Annotated in this window: 18 protein-coding genes and 1 tRNA gene; 8 read left to right on the top strand and 11 right to left on the bottom strand. The window is 72.0% G+C overall.

From position 1 onward, the window contains the following. Positions 1-36: 36 nt before the first annotated feature. The 3 genes from OG711_RS06315 to OG711_RS06305 all read left to right on the top strand — a co-directional run bounded on the left by OG711_RS06315 (position 37) and on the right by OG711_RS06305 (position 1,813). On the top strand, positions 37-678 hold the full coding sequence (locus OG711_RS06315; protein WP_329558689.1) for a helix-turn-helix domain-containing protein: 642 nt from the start codon (positions 37-39) through the stop codon (positions 676-678). Beyond that, the gene (locus OG711_RS06310; protein ID WP_329558688.1) at positions 675-1,346 is read left to right on the top strand and encodes a GNAT family N-acetyltransferase; all 672 of its coding nucleotides are present in this window, start codon (positions 675-677) and stop codon (positions 1,344-1,346) included. The genes OG711_RS06315 and OG711_RS06310 overlap by 4 nt, the downstream gene beginning before the upstream one ends. 110 nt (positions 1,347-1,456) lie before the next feature. Beyond that, positions 1,457-1,813, top strand: coding sequence for an MmcQ/YjbR family DNA-binding protein (locus tag OG711_RS06305; RefSeq protein WP_073782606.1), 357 nt, complete (start codon positions 1,457-1,459; stop codon positions 1,811-1,813). A 204-nt stretch (positions 1,814-2,017) separates the two neighbouring features. Here the strand turns inward: OG711_RS06305 and OG711_RS06300 are convergent, their stop codons facing one another. Further along, the gene (locus OG711_RS06300; RefSeq protein ID WP_329564260.1) at positions 2,018-2,182 is read right to left on the bottom strand and encodes a hypothetical protein; all 165 of its coding nucleotides are present in this window, start codon (positions 2,180-2,182) and stop codon (positions 2,018-2,020) included. A gap of 75 nt (positions 2,183-2,257) precedes the next feature. On the opposite strand from OG711_RS06300, the gene OG711_RS06295 reads away from it, so the two are divergent. After that, complete coding sequence (locus OG711_RS06295) at positions 2,258-3,574, top strand: MFS transporter (protein WP_399502383.1); 1,317 nt, start codon at positions 2,258-2,260, stop codon at positions 3,572-3,574. Between the two features lie 117 nt (positions 3,575-3,691). Here the strand turns inward: OG711_RS06295 and OG711_RS06290 are convergent, their stop codons facing one another. After that, positions 3,692-4,672, bottom strand: coding sequence for a transketolase family protein (locus tag OG711_RS06290; RefSeq protein WP_329558687.1), 981 nt, complete (start codon positions 4,670-4,672; stop codon positions 3,692-3,694). Between the two features lie 20 nt (positions 4,673-4,692). Then, the gene (locus tag OG711_RS06285; RefSeq protein ID WP_329558686.1) at positions 4,693-5,415 is read right to left on the bottom strand and encodes a transketolase; all 723 of its coding nucleotides are present in this window, start codon (positions 5,413-5,415) and stop codon (positions 4,693-4,695) included. A gap of 125 nt (positions 5,416-5,540) precedes the next feature. On the opposite strand from OG711_RS06285, the gene OG711_RS06280 reads away from it, so the two are divergent. From OG711_RS06280 to OG711_RS06270, 3 genes are all read left to right on the top strand, one after another. Next, positions 5,541-5,614 (top strand) — tRNA-Pro (locus tag OG711_RS06280). Between the two features lie 417 nt (positions 5,615-6,031). Next, positions 6,032-7,270, top strand: coding sequence for a cytochrome P450 family protein (locus OG711_RS06275; RefSeq protein WP_329558685.1), 1,239 nt, complete (start codon positions 6,032-6,034; stop codon positions 7,268-7,270). A gap of 534 nt (positions 7,271-7,804) precedes the next feature. Next, positions 7,805-9,016 carry an MFS transporter gene (locus OG711_RS06270; RefSeq protein ID WP_329558684.1) on the top strand — a complete coding sequence of 404 codons (1,212 nt, stop codon included), beginning with the start codon at positions 7,805-7,807 and terminating at the stop codon, positions 9,014-9,016. 80 nt (positions 9,017-9,096) lie between these two features. Here OG711_RS06270 and OG711_RS06265 read toward each other — a convergent pair whose 3' ends face one another. From OG711_RS06265 to OG711_RS06245, 5 genes are all read right to left on the bottom strand, one after another. Beyond that, positions 9,097-9,888: an ABC transporter permease gene (locus tag OG711_RS06265; protein WP_329558683.1), complete on the bottom strand. Its 792-nt coding sequence runs from the start codon at positions 9,886-9,888 to the stop codon at positions 9,097-9,099. Continuing rightward, the gene (locus OG711_RS06260) at positions 9,885-10,925 is read right to left on the bottom strand and encodes an ATP-binding cassette domain-containing protein (RefSeq protein WP_329558682.1); all 1,041 of its coding nucleotides are present in this window, start codon (positions 10,923-10,925) and stop codon (positions 9,885-9,887) included. The genes OG711_RS06265 and OG711_RS06260 overlap by 4 nt, the downstream gene beginning before the upstream one ends. Positions 10,926-11,249: 324 nt before the next feature. Then, positions 11,250-11,579, bottom strand: coding sequence for a DUF1048 domain-containing protein (locus OG711_RS06255; protein WP_329558681.1), 330 nt, complete (start codon positions 11,577-11,579; stop codon positions 11,250-11,252). 1 nt (position 11,580) lies between these two features. After that, entirely contained in the window at positions 11,581-11,937 is a 357-nt protein-coding gene (locus OG711_RS06250; RefSeq protein ID WP_329558680.1) for a DUF1048 domain-containing protein, read from the bottom strand. Further along, positions 11,934-12,260 (bottom strand): PadR family transcriptional regulator, encoded by a 327-nt coding sequence (locus OG711_RS06245; RefSeq protein WP_266506258.1) that lies wholly within the window; start codon positions 12,258-12,260, stop codon positions 11,934-11,936. Before OG711_RS06245 ends, OG711_RS06250 begins: the two co-directional genes overlap by 4 nt. Before the next feature lie 670 nt (positions 12,261-12,930). Between OG711_RS06245 and OG711_RS06240 the strand changes: the two genes are divergently transcribed. Then, positions 12,931-14,280 (top strand): hypothetical protein, encoded by a 1,350-nt coding sequence (locus OG711_RS06240; RefSeq protein WP_329558679.1) that lies wholly within the window; start codon positions 12,931-12,933, stop codon positions 14,278-14,280. 57 nt (positions 14,281-14,337) lie between these two features. Here the strand turns inward: OG711_RS06240 and mdlC are convergent, their stop codons facing one another. From mdlC to OG711_RS06225, 3 genes are all read right to left on the bottom strand, one after another. After that, positions 14,338-15,948: a benzoylformate decarboxylase gene (gene mdlC, locus OG711_RS06235; protein ID WP_329558678.1), complete on the bottom strand. Its 1,611-nt coding sequence runs from the start codon at positions 15,946-15,948 to the stop codon at positions 14,338-14,340. A gap of 36 nt (positions 15,949-15,984) precedes the next feature. After that, entirely contained in the window at positions 15,985-17,070 is a 1,086-nt protein-coding gene (locus OG711_RS06230) for a Glu/Leu/Phe/Val family dehydrogenase (protein WP_329563643.1), read from the bottom strand. Between the two features lie 798 nt (positions 17,071-17,868). Beyond that, a complete protein-coding gene (locus OG711_RS06225; protein ID WP_329558677.1) occupies positions 17,869-19,314 on the bottom strand; it encodes a CoA transferase in 1,446 nt (481 codons plus the stop codon). Between the last annotated feature and the right edge of the window lie 15 nt (positions 19,315-19,329).

The raw sequence follows: 19,329 nt of genomic DNA, 5'->3' as shown, positions 1-19,329 counted from the left end.
TTTCCGGCGTCCCGCATTCGGGATACGATCCCGAATATGAAACAAGCGTCCGGGTCTGGCGACCCCCACACCGCTCCCGGCGTCCCCGACACGGAGAGCACCCCCGGCATCCCGGACGGCGCCGACGACGTGGACGCGCGGCTCGCGATCCGGCTGGCCGAGCTCCGCGCCGAGCGCGGCTGGTCGCTCGGAGAGCTCGCCGAGCGCACCGGGATCAGCCGCTCCACCCTCTCGCGGGCCGAACGCGCCGAGATCAGCCCCACCGCCGCCCTGCTGAACCGGCTCTGCGCCGTCCACGGCCGCACGATGTCCCAGCTCCTCGGCGAGGTCGAGGCGCTGGCCCCGCAACTCGTCCGCGCCGACGACCAGGCCGTGTGGACCGACCCGGACTCCGGCTTCGTACGGCGTTCCGTCTCACCGCCCCAGCCGGGTTTCCGTGCCGAACTGGTCGAAGGGCGCCTCGACCCCGGCGCCGACCTGCGGTACGACCGGCCGCCCGTGCCGGGGCTCGAACAGCATGTCTGGGTGCGGGAGGGAACGCTGGAGATCACCGTGCAGGGAACGGCCCACCGGCTGGGCCCGGGCGACTGCCTGCGGTTCCGGGTACGGGGAGCGACCCGCTTCACCTGCCCCGGACCTGGCGCCGCGCGCTACACGCTGGTGGTGGTGCTGCCATGACGGGTGGTCGTACCGCCGTGACCGCGGACGTGAGCCGGCTGCGCACCGGCGGCGAACTCCTCGCCGCCGCCGGTCCGCTCGCGGACCTCCTGCTGGACACCGTCCACGCGGGCGCCTCACTCGGCTTCCTGGAGTCGCTGGACCGTACGGGCGCCGCCGAGTTCTGGCGCGACCAGGCGTCCGCCGTCGATTCCGGACTGCTCGCCGTCTGGATGGCCCGGGACGCCGAAGGGGTGACCGGCACGATCGGTGTCCGGTTCGGTGACAAACCCAACGGCCGACACCGTGCGGAGATCGTGAAACTGATGGTCCATCGCCGCGCCCGGGGCCAGGGCCTCGGCCGTACGCTGCTCACCGCCGCGGAGCAGGGCGCCGCTCGGCGCGGGGCCCGGCTGCTCCACCTCGACACGGAGACCGGCAGCCCGGCCGAGCGCCTGTACCGCGCGGCGGGTTGGGAGCGCGCCGGCACCATCCCCGACTACGCGGCCGACCCGTACGGGAAGCTGCACCCGACGACGCTGTACTACAAGCGGACCGGCGCGGCGGGCGTGGGCGGGGGAGCGGAAGCGATCGCGGCATCAGCGGGGGCGGGGGCGGCCGTGGGTGGTACGGACCCCGGTGCACCGCGGGGAGCGTCCGGCGCACGGACGGGCGCTCCGTACGCGTAGCGTCCCCGCCCCGCACCGCGCCGCCCCGCACCGCGCCGCCCCGCACCGCGCCCGGCGGTCGGCCGACGCCCGGAGAGCGATTGTCAGTGCTGTTGGTTACGGTTCTTCGCATGCCGGACGCTGATGATGTACGCCGTATCGCCCTCTCCTTCCCGGACACCACGGAGAAGACCGCCTGGAGCATGCCCACGTTCCGGGTCGCGGGCAAGATGTTCGCCACCCTCCCGGAGAAGGAGACCTCCATGGCCGTGCGCTGCCCCAAGGCCGAGCGGGACGAACTGGTGCTGGCCGAGCCCGGGAAGTTCTGGGTCGCGGACCATGAGGCGTTCTCCGCCTGGGTCCGGGTGCGGCTGTCCGCCCTGGAGGACGACGGTGAACTGACGGACATCCTCGCCGACTCCTGGCGGCAGGCCGCTCCGCACCGCCTGCTGGAGGCCCACCCCGGTCTGGGCCTCGCCTCGCAGTGAGGGAAATCGCTTTCGGCGGGGCGGGTCCGGCTGCGATGATCGTGTGAGGGGGTCGGGGGCTCCGCGTGTTGTCAGGGGACCGACGGATCGGGGGAGCCGGGCCGTGCCCATCGGGCAGGTCCGGGGGGAGGGGTGCGGGCAGCGATGTCCGGAGTATCTGCGGTAAGGCCCATGGGCGGTCGGGTGCCTCGGGCGTCATGGGTGTCACGGGCGGACGGCGACGGGACGGCCCGGCGGGGCCGAACCGGCGGCTCCCCAGGGCGGCTTGCCGGCGGTGGCCGGTCCGGTCGGCCACGACTGCTCGGCGGACGCGGCGCGGGCGGTGGCCCGGGACGCCGGGGCGGTCCGCTGTCCGGCAAGGGGCGCCACGGCGGCCCCAGCATCTGGTCCTTGAACTTCGGTCTGTTCTTCACCGCCCGTGCCGTCGCCAAACTCGGCGACACCATGCTTCCGGTCGCCCTCGCGGCCGGCCTCCTCCAGCACGGGTACGGCACGGGCGCGGTCGGGCTCGCGATGGGGTCGTCCGTCGGCTGCTTCGCCGCGCTGGTCATCTTCGGCGGGGTGTTCGCGGACCGTTTCAGCACCCGGCTGCTGATGATCGGCTCCGATGTCGTCCGTCTCGTCTCCCAGGCACTGGCCGCCGGCCTCTTCTTCGCCGGGCATGTCGTGCTCTGGCAGATATGTGTGATCGGCGCGGTGAACGGCGCCGCGTCCGCGATCTTCCAGCCCGGCGTCGCCAGTACGGTGCCCCGGCTGGCCTCCGACGTCCAGGCGGCGAACGGCGCGATCCGGGTCGCCGAGTCCGTGGCCCATCTCGCGGGCCCCGCCCTCGCGGGACTGCTCGTCGCGTTCTCCTCGGCGGGCGGTGTCTTCGTCGCGCACGCCGGGACCTACGCGCTCAGCGCGGCATGCCTGCTCCTCCTGCGGATACCGGGCCCCGATCCCGCCGACCGTGCCCGTACCTCGGGCTTCCGCAGCGATCTGGTCGAGGGCTGGCGGGAGTTCCGGGCCCGCACCTGGCTGTGGGGCGTCATCGCCATCTGGTGCGTCTACATGATCACCGTGGCGGGACCGGCCGTGCCCCTGGTGGCCACCGAGGTGATCCAGGACCACGGCCCCCGCGCGTACGGCCTGGTGAGCTCCGCCCTCGGCGCCGGAACGGTGATCGGCGGGCTGCTCGCCCTGCGGCTGCGGCCCCGGCACATGCTCCGGGCCGGAAGCATCGCGCTGTTCGCCTTCGCCGCCCACCCGGCGACGGTCGGCGCGAACCTCGGGGTCGGCGCCATGTGCGCCGGAGCCGTCGTCGCGGGCACGGGGCTGTCGTTCTGGGGCGTGATGTGGGCGACCAGCGTGCAGACCCAGGTCCAGCCCGATGTGCTGAACCGCATCCACGCGTACGACGTCGCCGGTTCCCTCGCCATGGTGCCCGTCGGGCAGGCCCTCGCCGGTCCCGCTGCCTCCGCCCAGGGCGGAGGAGCGGACGCGGTGCTGCTCTTCGGCGGAGGCATGGCCCTGCTCGTCCCCGTCGCGCTGCTGTCGGTACCCGCGATCCGCGGGCTGATACGCGCCGATCCGGCACCGGGTCCGGTCACCTCGGGCGGCCCGGTCGCCCCGCTGGGCCCGGTCGACCCCGCCGCGGCGGCCACCGGCACACCCGGCACGGCGACGGACCGGTCGGCCGCCGCGTGCGGGGCGTCCGGGGGCGACAGCAAGTGGGACAAGAGCCCGGCGGACGGCTGCCCCCCGGACCGCGACCGGTAAGCCCCGAACGCGACCGGTAGGGCCCGGCACCGCGACCGGTCGGAGCCGGTCCAGGAGGCGCCCCCGCGTCATACGAACCCGTACGAAGCCGTACGACCTGTGCCCGGCGGCCGGATCTCAGTCTCGTACGGACTCCTCACCGGTGTCTCCACCGGAACCTCCGCCAGGACCGTTCCCGGAACCGCCGGTGCCGAGGAATCCGGAGATCCGCTCGCGCAGGGAGCGGGCGTCCAGCCCGTGCGCGGCCACATGCTCCTCGATCGTGCCGTAGCGGCGCAGCTCACGGCGGCCCACGCCCAGCCCGAGCACCCGGTGCGGCACCTCCACCAGGGCCTCCGCCACGGCGGCGGTCGAGGTTCCCGCCAGATACGGCTCCACGACCACGACGTCCGGGGTCCCCGTCCCACCGGTGGCGGCCAGCGCGGCCCGGTGCAGGGTCCGCGCGTCGAAGGGGCGCACGGTCGTGGCGTACAGCACCGTGACGTCCAGGCCCTCCGTGGCCGCCAGGACGTGGTCCAGCATGGTGCCGACGGCGAGCACCACACCCCGGCCGCCCTCCCGCACGAGGTGGAACCCCCGTCCGTCCACGGGGAACGCCGCCGCGTTGGACTGGACCGACAGCCGTACATAGACCTTGTCGTCGCCCGCGGCGACGGCGTGCCTGAGCAGGGTCTCGGCTTCGTCGGGGTGGCCGGGGACGTGCACGGTCCAGCCGTCGAGGGTGTCCATCAGCGCGACATCCCCGGGTGACATATGGGTGAACCCCCCGGACGGCCAGTCGAAGGAGCCCGCCGCGCTGACCAGCACGCCCCCCACACCCTGGTGCCCGAAGTCCAGCTTGACCTGCTCGAACGGCCGCTCCACCAGGAAGCTCGCGAAGGTGTGGACGACGGGCCGCAGCCCGGCCAGCGCCAGTCCCGCGCCCGTGCCGATGAGGAGCTGTTCGCGAATCCCGACATCGATCACCCGGTCCGGGTGGCGGCGGGCGGCCTCCACGAAGCCGTCCACCCCGATCGCGGCGAGGACGACCGCGACCCTGGGGTCCTCGTCCAGCAGTGCGGAGACGACCGGGGCGAAGCGGTCACGCATCGTGTCCATCAGAATGATCCTTTCCGTGCTCAGCTGCGGGGGTCGACGCGGGCGATCACCGCGTGCGGGCGCCCGGGGTGCGGGGCGGTGAAAGCGGCGTACAGGGCCTCGTGATCACGGCCGTCGACGGTCACCGCCGACCACCCTCCGGCCTCGAAACGGGCGGCGATCCCGCCGGGACGGCCGTACCTGGCGGACGCGTTGTCGATCACCACGGTGTGCAGCCGGTCGAGCCCGGCGGGGCCCGCGAAGGCGATCGCCTCGTGGTTGCTGCCCTCGTCCAGCTCCGCGTCCCCGACCAGTACCCAGACCGCGGGGTCCGTCAGCCCCCGTGCCCGCAGCCCGAGCGCGGTGCCCACCGCGAGCGGCAGGCCGTGCCCCAGTGATCCGCTGCCGATCTCGGCCCCGGGCACCAGCATCCGGTCCGGATGATGGCCGAGCGGCGAGTCGTACGCGCCGAACCCGGGCAGCCACTCCACGGGCACGAACCCCTTCGCCGCCAGTACCGCGTAGTACGCCATGGGCCCGTGCCCCTTGGACAGCAGGAAGCGGTCCCGCTCCGGTGCGTCGGCGGTCGCGGGGGAGACCCGTAGCACCCGGTCGTACAGCACCCACAGGGCGTCCAGTGTGGAGGTGGCGGCCGGACCGTGCTTCTCGTCCCCGGTCAGCAGCCCCATGAGCCGGTCGAGGTCCCCGAATCCGTAACCGGCCCCGGCCGTGTCGCGCCCCTCGGCGCCCGTCGCAGTCGTCATACCGACACCATGCAACCTCAAGAGCGCTTGGGGTCAAGCGGAAAAGGAGTGCGCGACCACGCTCCGGAGTGCGGTATTGTTTCCCTGCGCGTTCAGCCAGGGGAAACCCCAGGTCAGACGAGCAGCGGGACGTGGCGCAGCTTGGTAGCGCACTTGACTGGGGGTCAAGGGGTCGCAGGTTCAAATCCTGTCGTCCCGACTTGCATCTACGCAGGTCGCAGGCGGTATCGGAGAAATCCGGTACCGCCTTTCCGCATGTCTTGGGGACCGTTTGGGGACCACGCGGTCCAGCGGCGTCTTCCGGGGGCGGGCCGGACGGCCGGGCTGAGGGGCTCGCCGCGTTGCCCGGAGACGGCTCCCGCACGTCGTCTCCGTGAACCGTGCCCAACGGTGGACGTGCAGACGGTCGAGCAATCCTGAAATCGGCTCAGAAACCAGACAAGAGGCCGATTTCCCTCTTTGCGATCCTGTGCGGGCGCAGCACAATCCCCGGTACCGATTCCCCGTCGTTGCCGCGAAGTATCCATCCACGCACCGGCGCGACCCGGCGCCCGGGAGACCGCGCCAGCGTGGCCGCTCCCGTCGACGGGCGCCCCCGCGTGACCGGAGGTGTCCTATGACCACCAGCCACGAGGCTGCCGTCCCGGTCCTCGACAGCGACGGAGGTGACCGGCTGTACGAGCAGATCGAGGAACTCCGCGCCACCGGGCCCGCCGTGCGGGTCCGGCTGCCCCAGAACGTCATCGCCTGGTCCGTCACGCGCGGCGATGTCGTCAGGCGGCTGGTCACCCATCCCGATGTCACCAGGAACGCCCGTGGCGCCTGGACCGGCTACCAGCCGGGCGCCGTCCCCTGGCTCTCCCCCTGGATCGACGTCCGCTCCATGGCCACCTCCGAGGGGGCCGAGCACACCCGGCTACGGAGGTTGATCGGCCCCGCTTTCACACCGCGGCGCATGGCGTCCCTGCGGCCCTCGATCGAGTCCGTCGTCACCGACCTCCTGGACGGTCTGGAGGCTCTGGAGGACGGCGCGGCAGTGGATCTGCGGGCGCACTTCGCGCACAGTGTGCCGACCCGTGTGATCTGCGATCTCTTCGGCGTTCCCGAGGACCAGCGCCCCGCCGTGCTCGCTGTCGCCGACGCGATCCTGGCCACCGATGTCCCCCAGGAGGAGTCGGAGCGCGTCGCGAGCGGGCTGATCACCGTCATGAGCCGTCTCGTGGAGGCGAAGCGGCGGGAGCCCGGCGATGACATGACCAGTCTGCTGCTCGCCGCCCATGAGGGTGACCGGCTCACCGAGACGGAGCTGATCTCCACCCTGCTTCTGATGATCGGCGCCGGGAGCCAGACCACGATCGCGCTGATCGGGAACGCGGTCCGGGCGCTTCTCACCCACCGCCGGCAGCTGAGCGCGATCCTGGCCGAGCCCGCCCGCTGGGCCGATGCCATCGAGGAGACCCTGCGGCTCCATCCGCCGGTCGTCCATCTTCCGCTGCGGTTCGCGCTTCGTGACATCGATCTCGGCGAGGGCGTCACCATAGCGGCCGGGGCAGCCATTCTCATCGGGTTCGGGGCGCACGGCCGGGACCCGTCGTTCCACCACGCCGCGCACGGCTTCGGGATCGACCGTGCGGACAGGGACCATATGGCCTTCGGGCACGGCATCCACTACTGCCTCGGTGCCCCGCTCGCCCGGCTGGAGGCCGCCATCGCGCTGCCCGCCCTCTTCGACCGGTTCCCGGACATCGCGCTCGCGGACGAGGGGAACGCTCCGGACCCGCAGCCGTCGTTCATCGGTAACGACGTCCTCGCCCTGCCCGTTCTGCTGCGCCCCCCGGGCCGCGCGGCGCGGTGAGCCGACCCTCCCGGTGAACGCGGACCGTCCGTCCGTCCGAACGCCTCGATGTCCTCCGGGGACCGTCGCCGCACGGCTGCGACCGGTGCCGCACAAGGGCAGCCCTTGGACACCCCGGTCACCGTCCGCACCTCCGCACCTCCGCACCTCTCGCTCCGAGCCCGGGCGACGAATCCGGCGTCTCCATCACCGGCTCCACCCGTTTCCACGCCCGCGCCCAGCCCGCGCACTGCCTGAGACCCACCCGCACCCGGAGAACACCCCCTGGTGCCCCGCCCCTTAGGGCGAGCGGGTCCTCGCTCGATGTGACGGCCGGTGAGGTCACGGGCATGGCTTCTCCCGCGGGCGAGAAGACCGCTGCCTGCTAACGTTTCCGGGTGCTCATCGTGATGTTCATCTGACGGTCCTGGATCTCTCCCGTCCAGGTTCTGATCCGTCGAGGGTGTTGCTCCCCCTGCCCTCCGGACTCTGCAAGCCGTCGGATTCCTGGCGGTCGCGCCCACGGCGGCGGCCGCACATCATTGGAGCTTCTCCGTGTTCGCAGTGCTTCTGCTTCCTGGTGCGCTTCGCGCCTTTCTCCCCGCCCTGATCGGCCGGTCCGCTCTCGCGATGGGCGGCCTCGCTCTCCTCCTCGCCGTCCAGGAAAGCACGGGTTCGTACACACAGGCCGGTTTCGCGACCGCGGCGTTCGGCATCGCCAACGTCGTCGCCGCTCCCTGGCGGGCCCGGGCCGTCGACCGGGCCGGTCAGCGCATCGCGCTCAACACGATGGCGACGGGCCAGGCTTCGGGCTTCACCGCTCTCGCGTTCCTCGCGCGGGCCGAGGGGGTCGCCGATGTCTGGTTCTCCGTTCTCAGTGCGGTGATCGGACTGACGTCGCCACCCCTGGGGGCGGCGATGCGGACGATCTGGGCGTCGCTCACGACACCCGGAGATCAGCGGACCAAGGCGTTCAGCATCGACGCGGTGGCCGAGGACCTCCTCTTCGTCGGTGGTCCCGTCGTCATCACCGCGGTCATCGTGGTCAGCTCTCCCAGCACCGGGCTCTGGGTGACCGCGGCAGCGGTCTCCCTCGGCACCGCCGCGATGACGTCCAGCGCGTCGTCGGGGGCACTGCGTGGAACGGGCGGCAGTGTCGCGCGGGGGGACCGTCCGCTGCGCCGGCCCGGATTCGTCAGGGTGCTGGTCGTCATCCTCGGCGTCGGCGGTGTCCTGGGCGCCGCCGAGATCGCAGCGCCGGCCATCGCCGCGCAACACGACGCGGTCGCGGCCTCGGGCTGGCTCCTGGCGGCCTTCGCCGGCGGAAGCGCTCTCGGAGGTCTGCTGTACGGGCATCTGAACCTCAAAGGCGGAATCGGCGAGAGGCTGTTCGCCCTGTGCGTCAGCATGGGGCTCGCCTCGGTGCTCGTCTCCCGGCTGGACGCCCTGGTCCTCTTCGGCGCGGGCCTCGCCCTCGTCGGATTCTTCCTCGCCCCCTGCCTGATCACGGGGTACCTCATCGCCGACACCATCGTTCCGGAGACCAGCCGGACGGAAGCCTCGACATGGATCAACACGTCGCTGAACCTCGGTGCCTCGCTGGCAGCCGCAGGGGCCGGAATCATCATCGACCGATCGGGCGTGTGGCCGGCCCTGCTGCTCGTGGGAGTGATCGCACTCGCACTCGCCCCGGCGGTGCCGGTCACCCAGCTGCGCAAGGCCCGGGCACCTGCCGTCCACAGCCCCGATCACTGCGAGCAAGGCTGATCGACGGGGTTGCGGGGCGGAGCTGACGCCGCTCGGGCGAGGTCGAGGTGGGAGGAGAGGGCGCTACCGGCGTGGGCCGGCTACTTCGGGTCGCGGTTGAACTGCGCCGTCGACCAGCGGTGGCCGAGCGCGATCAGGCCGACGCACCAGGCGATCGCGATCCAGCCGTTGTCGCCGATCCCGGTGCCGAGAAGGAGGCCGCGGAGGGTCTCGATGGCGGGGGTGAAGGGCTGGTACTCGGCGATCGGCCGGAACCAGCCCGGCATCGTACCGGCCGGGATGAACGCGCTGGAGACGAGCGGCAGGAGGATCAGCGGCATCGCCATGTTCCCCGCTGCCTCCGGGTTCGGACTGGCCGCGCCTATCCCGACCGCGATCCAGGTGAGCGCCAGGGCGAACAGCGTGATCAGCCCGAACGCCGCGATCCATTCCAGTGCCGTGGCGTTCGTGGACCGGAAGCCCATGGCCACCCCGACGGCGCCGACGAGGACCACGCTCATCATGCACTGCGACACGCCGCCGACGACATGCCCGACGAGCAGGGAGCTCCGGTGGATCGCCATCGTGCGGAATCGGGCGGTGAGGCCCTGGGTCATGTCCACGCAGACGGACACCGCGGCCCCGATCACGGTGCTGCCGACGGTCATCAGCAGCAGGCCGGGAACGATGTAGGCGATGTAGTCGGAGCGGTTCGCGCCGCCGCCGCCGATGCCGGCGCTCATCACGTCGCCGAAGATGTAGACGAAGAGCAGCAGCATCATGATCGGCGTGAGCAGCAGGTTCAGGGTTCCGGACGGGTAGCGCCATGCGTGCAGGAGGTTGCGGCGCAGCATCGTGTGCGAGTCGCGGACGGCGAGGGACAGGGAGCTCATCGGGTCTTCTCCGTCGGCTGGTCGGGGACGCCGGCCGGGCCGGTCAGGGCGAAGAACACGTCGTCGAGGTCGGGGGTATGGACGGTGAGCTCGTCCGCCTCGATGCCTGCGGAGTCGAGGCGGTCGAGAACGGAGCGCAGTTCGCGCTGGCTGCCGTCGCTGGCGATGGACAGCGACAGTGCCTCGTCGTCGGGGACGCCCCCTGGCCGGGCGGAGCCGAGAGCTCGGGGGAGGATGACCTCGCGCAGGGCGTCGGCGGCGGAACGGTACGCGGCCGGGTCGTTGAAGCGGAGGCGGATGTGCCCGCCGGGTATGAGCCGCTTGAGCTCTTCGGCGGTGCCCTCGGCGGCGATCCTTCCGTCGTTCAGCACGGCGATGCGGTCGGCGAGTTCGTCCGCCTCGTCCAGGTACTGGGTGGTGAGCAGGACGGTGACGCCGTCGGCGACGAGGCCGCGGATGCTGCCCCACATGTTGTGACGGGAGCGGGGGTCGAGGCCGGTGGTCGGCTCGTCGAGGAAGATGATCCGCGGGCTGCCGACCAGCGTCATGGCGAGGTCGAGCCGGCGCTTCATCCCGCCGGAGTAGGCCGAGGCGGGCCTCTTCGCGGCCTCTACCAGGTCGAAGCGCTCCAGGAGTTCGGCGGCCACCCGCCGTCCCTCGTTCTTGGACAGGTGGTGCAGGTCCGCCATGAGGAGCATGTTCTCCTCGCCGGTGATCAGGCCGTCCACGGCGGAGAACTGTCCGGTGACACCGATCGCGGCACGGACCGACTGGGGGTCGGCGGCCACGTCGTGACCGCCCACGCGCACATCACCGGCGTCGGCGGTGATGAGCGTGGACAGGATCTTGACGGTGGTCGTCTTCCCGGCGCCGTTCGGGCCGAGCAGCGCGAACACGGACCCGGCCGGGATGCGCAGATCGATACCGTCGAGGACGGCCTTCTCACCGTACGACTTGCGCAGCCCGACGGCTCGGACGGCGGCCGGCGACGGACGGCCGTCACCCTTTCTGGGTGTGGGCATGACAGATGGAGGCATGAGGGCTTCCTTCCGGAGGCTGGAGACACAGGGGGAGTGGAGACGTGCGGAACCCGGATCGAGTGACTGCCGTACCGCACGTCAGTCGTGTTGTGGTGGGCGACGGGGTCGGGCGGCCCGGCGCCGGACATCTGCTCGCCAGGGGGTTGGGCAGGGCTGAGCCGGGTGTCGCCGCCCTGGTCGACAACCCCGGCGGACAGGGTCCGTGGCGACTTCCGGCGGCCGGTCGGCTCGTGCCTGGTCACGCCGCGCCGAGGCGGCCGCGCAGAGGTGAACGAACCCGCGCGTGCGGGCCGCTGCGTCCACTGCGTGCGGGGACGGGTGCTACTTCTCGGCCGTACCGGCGGGGTCCCTGCTGATGGACTCCTGGTGGATGTCCGCGTAGGTGCGTGAGTCCTTGACCAGGTCGTCGCAGAACGCGGCGACGTCGTTGCCGATGAGTTGCAGGACGCCCTTGCCCTCGGCGGCGCCTTCCTCGAAGAAGTCGACGATCCCGGGGAGCAGGGGCCCGTCGGGCAGGTCGACCGGTCCGACCTTGAACAGGTACTTCTGCATCTCCTTGTAGACGATCCGGTAGTCCGGCGGGAGCGCCTTGACCCGCGCCGTGTGTGCCCGCCACTGCTTCTTGCCCTCGATGATGTCCTGGATGCCCATGTCAGCCTCCCAGCCGGCTCAGTTTCCTGGCGACGTTCCTGTTCAACTGCTCGCGCCACCGGTCGCGATAGGTTCGAGCACCCTCTCCACCGGCGAGCGCCGCGCAGAAGCCCCGGATGTCGTCGCCGAGGACCTCATGGACGCTCTGCCCGTCCGCCGCCGTCTCTTCGAGCAGCCCCAGGGCGGCGTCGAGGATCGGCATCAGGTTGCGGCCGGTGAAGTCCCCATGGGGATGGAGGTGGCCCTTGATCTGTTCCCACGCCGCCCGGTAGTCGTCCGGCAGGGCCTCGGCCCGGGCCTCGAACGCCTGCCAGTCCCTGGTGAGATCACTGCCTGTGACGGTCTCCCAGAAGTTCATCTCCCGCCCTCCTTGAGCTTGTCGATGCGTGATGAGACGTACTGCCATTTCGCCCAGAACTTCGCGAGCTCCTCGCGTCCGGCGTCGTTGAGCGCGTAGAACTTGCGCGGCGGACCCACCCCGGACGGCCGTTTCGTCACCTGGACGAGTTTGTTCCGCTCCAGTCGCAGCAGGATGGTGTACACCGTCCCCTCGACGACGTCCGCGAAGCCGAGCTCGTTCAGCTGACGGGTGATGGCGTACCCGTAGGTCTCCTCGCCGCCGATGATTTCGAGCACGCACCCTTCGAGCGTGCCTTTCAGCATCTCCGTCAGGTCGTCCATCGCGAGTCCTCCCCGGGTCCTAGCGGTACTGCGTAGCACCGAGTACCACTACACGGTACCACCGAGTAGTGGCGATGTCGGCACGGAGGCCCTGCCTTCTGCGGGCTGGAGGCCGCCTCCACCGCGACGCGCTGAACTCGGGGTGGACTCGCGGGGAGGGGCCCGGTCCTCCCGAGGTGGTACGAGTGTCGGCGGGCGCGGGCTCAGGCGGGCGCCGGGAGTCGGCTCTCGTCGTCCGGCGGGGCGGGGCGCTCATCGCGCGTCAAGGCGCACGCGGTCCCTGCCGCTGCGGGTGCACTGGCGAACTGGACTTCGGGACATGCCCTGGGGGGTTCGCTGGACGAGGTGGCGCGTGGATCGCCGGAGCGCCCGAAAGCCAGTCCGTACATGAAGGGATCGTTCATGTACCGGATGCCTGCCCACGTCGGCGGAACCCGGCGCAGGCCCACCGGCGGGCCACTCTCCTGGACGTGGGCACTCGTGGATCGCGCCCTCGCCCACCGGCACCAGATCCTTCGGGAGGGCGCAGACCGGGAGTGCGCCGGAAGGCGAGGGGAGCGCCCTCGTTTGCCCGCCAGGGGCAGGGGAACATCTGTCCGTATCAGTGGAATCGGGTCCGGTCCGGGACCGTGGCCGATGCCTGAACCCAACGGGTCCGTGGAGGATGGCGTTGGCGAGTGAACGCGTCCCCAATGACAGGCTGCGAGCTCTGCTGGCCGAGGCCGCATGGACCTCGGCGGCATTCGCGCGCGCTGTCAACAGCGCGGGCGCGGAAATCGGCCGGGCACTGTCGTACGACCGGACCTCGGTCGCCCATTGGCTGGCGGGGGCACGGCCACGTCATCCGGTGCCCGACCTGGTGGCCGAAGTGCTCTCCCGCAAGCTCGGCCGGAGCATCACCGCGGCGGTGGCGGGCTTCCCCGACGGCAGCGCGCGGCGGGCCGGGCTCATCGGCCCCCGCGGCCGGGCCGGGGCAGTCGCCCGTCTCGCCGAACTGACGAGCACGGACGCCGACCCCGTGTACCGCCTGCCCCTTCAGCAGTCTCCCTATCTGGCGGCCGACCATGGCAAGCCTCGATGGCGGGAGTCCGCGGCGCGCCGGACGGGATCCGGCGTGCGTACCGCCGGGCCGCCGGCGGGGCGCGCGGAAGTCGCCTCGCTCAGGACCGCCGTGCGGGTGTTCGCGACCGGGCTGGACCTGCACGGCGGCGGCCATGCCGACGCCGCCCTCGCGGCCTTCCTCGCCGATGATCTCGTGCCCTGGCTGAACAGGCCCGCCAAGGAGAAGGTCCGAAGGGAACTGCTCACCGAGGCGGCCCACTTGGTGTTCGTGCGAGCGCGTATCCACAGCGACAGCGGATTCCACGGAGCGGCACAGCTCTTCTACGTCGCGGCGCTCCGGCTCGCCGACGAAGCCGACGATGTCTGCACCTGGGCGGTGATCCTGCGCGCGATGAGCAGCCAGGCACTGGCCCTCAACCACCGGCAGAAGGCCGTGCGGTACGGCGAGAACGCTTATGCCGCGCTGCCCGCGCGGTGCCCACCGGCGACCAGAGCGTTCGTCGCGGCACAGCTCGCGGTCGCGCGTGCGGCCGTCGGAAGGGGCCGCGACGCCCTGGAGGTCCTGAAGGACGCCGACCGGGCGGCGGGCGAAAGCCGCGCGACGGGGGACCCGTTCCAGGTGTATCCCAGGGCGGCCCTGGAGTTCCAGCGCGCCCAGACGCTGCGCGGACTCGGCGATGTCAAGGGCGCGATCGAGGCGCTGTCCGCCTCCTCCCGGCACCGGCATCCCGACGACCGCCGCGGCCATGCTCTGACCCACGCGGTCCGTACCAAGCTGTCGCTGCGGACGGGGCATGTCGAGGAGGCATGCGGCAGTTGGCGGGAATTCCTGGCGACCGGAGCGGGTCTCCAGTCCAGCAGCGTGGACGCCGCCAGGTCCGAACTACGGCACGAGTTCATCCCGTACCGCTCGAACGCCACCGTCGGAGCGCTCCTCAGCGAGCAGCGGGAGGGCTGAGCCGATGTCCGACCGGGCCCGGGGCGGGCTCACCCGCCCTCCCGCTCCCTCTCCGCGCTACGACGCCAGCGGGACATGGATCAGGTGCGGCTCCGGCGCGCCGATCGTCTCGCTGAGGAGGTTCTTGAGCTCATTGGGGGAGTGCGCCCGCTCCGCCGTGACGCCGTAGGCGGTGGCCAGCCCCATGATGTCGATGCCGGGCAGATCCAGCCCCGGCACCGGACCGGTGCCCAGCGTCCGGCCCCAGTTCTTGAGTATCCCGTACTCGCTGTTGTCCAGCACCAGGACGGTGAGGGGTATCCGGTAGTGGGCGGCGGTCCACAGAGCCTGGAGGGTGTACTGGACGGAGCCGTCACCGATGACGGCCACCACCGGACGCTCAGGGCAGGCCAGTTGGACGCCGACGGCACCGGCCAGACCGAAGCCCAGACCGCCCGCGCCGGTGAAGTAGAAGCTGCCGGGACGCGAACTGGCCGCCGACCGCCAGTAGGCGGGCAGCTGTTGGGCCGCCTCGTTGACGACGATCGCGTCCCCGGGCAGCACCTTCGCGAGTGTGGCGAAGACCTCGCCGTCGTGCAGGACGCCCTCCGGGGCCAGGGCGGGTTTCGGGGTGGGACTCGTGCGCGGACGACACATGGCCCCGTTCCGCGGCCGGTGGCCCCTCCGTTCCAGCAGACGGTCGAGCGTCCCGGCGGCGGCGACCGGCGATCCGAGGCAGGAACTCCCGGTGACCGAGCGGACCGCCTCCTCGGGGTCCGAGGTGATCTGCGCCAGGCGGGTCCCCGGAGCCACCGGCGGGCCTCCCGTCCACTGGTAGTACGTGAAGACGGGGGCACCCAGCGCCAGCACCAGATCGTGTCCGGCCAGGGTGTCCGCCACCTCGTCCGCGGCGGACGGCAAGGGGCCGCGCGCGGCTGCGTGTGCGCTGGGGAAGCCCGCCCGGGGCGTGAAAGCGGGGAGCCAGACCGGCGCGTCCAGCCGCTCCGCCAGTGCCACCACCGCGGTGTATCCCGCCTCGGTGTCCAGTTCAGGGCCCGCGATCAGGGCCGGTGCGCGGGCCTCCGCGAGCTGGCGGGCCAGATCGCTGAGCGCGTCCGGGGCAGGCACGCTGTCGCTCGTACGCGCCCTGTGGTGGGCTTCGTACCGGGCCTCTTCGGACGGCGGATCGAGCGACCGGTCCCAGTCGTCCATCGGGACCGACACGCAGACGGGCCCGGACGGCGCCTGGGCCGCGCGCAGGATCGCCTGGCCGAGGATCTCGGGAGTGTCCTCGGCCCGTGCCGGTTCGGCGGTGTGCTTGACCGCGCCCTGCGCCAGTGCGAGCGGGCCCCGGTTGACGAGCAGGGCCGGGGTGGGCAGGGCGGCCCTGACCTGCTGCCCGGCCAGCGCCACCACGGGGCTTCGGGCCCCGGAGGCGTTGACCAGGGAACCCATGGCGTTGCCGAGACCGGTTGCCGTGTGCAGATTGACCAGGGTCGGACGGCCGGTGGCCTGGGCGTATCCGTCGGCCATGGCGGTCGCGGTCGACTCGTTGAGCGCCAGCACGTAGCTGAAGTCCTCCGGAAGGTGGGCGAGGAAGGGGAGTTCGGTGCTGCCGGGGTTGCCGAAGATGACACGCATGTCGTGGTGCCTGAGGAGTTCATGGGTGGCCTGCCGGACAGTGTTCACGGGTACCTGCTTCGTTGGTCGTCGTACCGGACGGGTTCAGGTCCGCGGCGGGGACGCCATCCGCTTCTCCGCGAGATCGTCGGCCACCGCACTGGGCGAGGCGCCCGAGTCGGCCGCGGCCGTGAGGATCGACAGGGTCGTGGCGTAGATCGGGTCCACCTGTTCACGGGCACGGGCACGGGCACGGTCGGGGCTCCGGGTCGCGGAGCATCCGCTGTACTCCCGCGCGACATGGATGACGCCGCCCGCGTTCACGACGTAGTCCGGCGCGTAGACGATGTCCCGGTCGACCAGCCGCTCCTCGGCCCCGGCGTAGCCGAGCTGATTGTTGGCGGCGCCGCAGACAACGGGCGCCCGCAGCCTGTTCACGGCCACCCGGTCGAGCGCTCCGCCCAGTGCGCAGGGCGAGTAGATGTCCATCTCCGCGTCGAGCAGCGCCTTGGCGTCGGCGACGATCCTGGCCTCGGGGAACCTCACCTGGGTACGCGCGACCGCGTCGGCGCGGATGTCGGACGCCAGCACCGTCGCCCCCGCCTCGGTCAGCAGCCCAACAAGGTGCTGACCGACCTTGCCCAGGCCGCAGACGCCCACCCGGCGGCCGCGCAGATGCGGCTCCCCCCAGCGCACCGCCGCGCAGGCACGCATCCCCTGGAGCACCCCGTACGCGGTGGCCGCCGAAGGATCCCCCACGCCTCCGGCAGCGGGAGAGCGCCCGACGACATGATCCGTCTCCTCGCCGACGACATCCATGTCGGCCGTGTCGGTGCCCACGTCGCAGGCGGTCACGTACCGGCCTGCCAGGGACTCGACGAAACGGCCGTAGGAGTGCAGGAGCCCGGGAGTCTTGAGCAGGGCGGGGTCACCGATGATGACGGCTTTCCCGCCGCCGTAGGGCAGGCCGGCGAGGGCGTTCTTGTACGACATCCCGCGGGCGAGGTTCAGGGAGTCCAGCACGGCGTCGGCGCTGCTGCCGTACGCGTGGAACCGGGTGCCTCCGAGGGCGGGGCCCAGTGCGGTGGAGTGGACGGAGACGACGGCCTTCAGCCCCACCGTACGGTCCTGGCACAGCAGTACCTGTTCGTGGGCGGGGCCTCGTACCCCCGCCGTGCCCGGGGCGAAGATCCTTTCCGCGAGATCAAGGGTGTCGGACACAGCGGGGGAGGCGAGGGGACGGGTGGATTCGGCGGTGCTCGGATGCGGCACGGGGAGCGCCTTCCTTGAGGTGGCTGCGCGGGCGGTGGACGGAGAGCCCCGGCGATCGAGGGGCGGCGCGACGGGCCGCGCTCGGGAGGGAACTCCGTCGCGCACCAACGCTGTTGATATCGGCGCCGCATCAGGCGGCCCTGCCGCGACGGCCTCGTGACCGACGTACCTGCGGCCCGGCGCCCCCGACCGGCGCGGCGGCGCGTTCACCTCGCCGGGCATCTCGTTCGGGTCATGTCTCTTGGCGTGCCCGCGGTCGTCGGAGTAATCGCGGTCCCCTCCGGCGAGCGTGTTGAACGTGTTGCGCGGGCACGCCCAGTGCCGACCGGACCGTCGGACGGCGGCGGGACGGGTCAGGAGCCGCTGCGGCGCACCTGATGGAGTGCATGCCGACGGGGGACGGCCTTGGGGAGGCCGATCCGGGCCGGGCGGACGGACGAGTCACCCGGCGGCTGCCCCCGAGGCGTACTGGGGGAAGGCTTCCCGCACTCGGACTTCGCCCACCTGGAGGGGTACCGAAGGCCGTCCTCACGGATGCCGAAGTCCGTCATGGAGACATCTGGCGGTCGCGCCGAATTCATCCAGTTCGCCGGAACGCCGTGGGCAACGGCTTCCGCCGTCAGTACGCATCGTCCGCCACAGCGTCCGGCCATCCCGCCTGGGGGCTGGCCAGGGACCACGGGGATATGTCGGCTCAGCCGGACATATTGCCCTTGTTCAGGCCCAGTTCGGCCGATCGCTTCCCCAGCGGCTCGATGCGCGGTCCCAGTTCGCGGGTGCGCCGTCGTAGTGGACCGGGGGCAGGACGTGATGCAGCAGACCGTACGGCGATTCGGTCTCGGTGAGCCAGGCGGCCGGGTCGTCACGGCCGAAGTGGCCCTGTACGGGAGTGGGCTGGACGCCGTGCAGCAGCCAGGAGGCCGTGCCTGACAGGGAGAGGCGGAGCTGCCGCCCGTCACCGGTGGCCTGGCGGTCGGTCAGTGCGCGCAGGACCGCGGCGGCCAGCAGATACCCGGTTCCGTGGTCCAGCGCCTGCGCGGGCAGTACGCCGGGGCGGCCGTCGGCCGTGGCCTCGATCGCGGCGATACCGGTACCGGCCTGGACCAGGCTGTCGAAACCGCGGCGCCCGGCCCAGGGGCCGGACCACCCCCAGGCGCACAGTTGCGCGACGATCAGGCCGGGATACCGGGCCAGGAGTGCGTCGGGGGCCAGTCCGTGCCGGTCCAGGGTGCCGGGCCGGTAGCCGGTCACCACGACGTCCGCCTCGCTCAGAAGGCCCTCGAAGACGCGCCGGTCACCGGGGGCCGCGAGATCCAGCAGCGTGGAGCGTTTGCCCATGCCGGTGTCGGCGTGGGCGTCCGCGTCCTCGGGGAGTCGCGGGGCGTCCACGCGCAGCACGTCGGCGCCCAGCAGCGCCAGGGTGCGGGTCGCTACGGGACCGGCGATGACGCGGGTCAGGTCCAGGACCCGCACCCCCTGGGCGGGCACGGACGCGGGCGTCAGCAGCCGGGGGCTGCTCCGACCCGCACGCCGCGCCTCGACCAGAGCGGGCCGGTCGGATGTCGGCGCGGGTGCGGGTGCGGGTGCGGGTCCGGTGCCGGTGCCGCGTGCGGGTGTAGGCCCGGTGCCGGTTGCGGGTGTGGGTGCGGGAGTCACCGCCACGGCCAGGCCGTCCGCCGCGTAGACGGTTTCCTGGACCTCCAGGGCCGGACGCGATGCCAGTTCCTTCGCGAGCACACCCACCAGCGTCTGGTCAGGTCCCGTGTCCGCGATACCCAGCGCGTCGAGCAGCCGGGCCCGGTGGTGCGGGTAGTTGGCGTGGGTGCGCACCCATCCGTCGGACGTCTGCCAGAACCCGGACAGCGGGGCGAAGGAGGTCGGAGCCCGGCCGTCGATCCTCAGATGGCGTTCGCTCACGAACGCGGTGGCCACCGCCGCCTCGTTCACCCGCACCGCGGGCACCGGCACGCCGTTGCGCAGGGCCAGCAGTTCCGCCGCCGCCAGCGACGAAACCCCCACACAGGCGCGCGCCAGTTCCCGGACCGGCAGACGCGACGGCAGGACAGCGCCCGCCCCCTCGAAGCGCACCCTCTCGACGAGCCTGCCCCGGCCTCCGAGCACCGCCCAGGCATACGCGGTGGCCGCGTCCTCGGTGTACGTCATCCGTTCATTGTGCGG

Source organism: Streptomyces uncialis (assembly GCF_036250755.1).
Taxonomy (GTDB): Bacteria; Actinomycetota; Actinomycetes; order Streptomycetales; family Streptomycetaceae; genus Streptomyces; species Streptomyces uncialis.
Note: the sequence above shows the minus strand (reverse complement) of the source record. Positions and strands in the feature narration are given on the sequence as shown.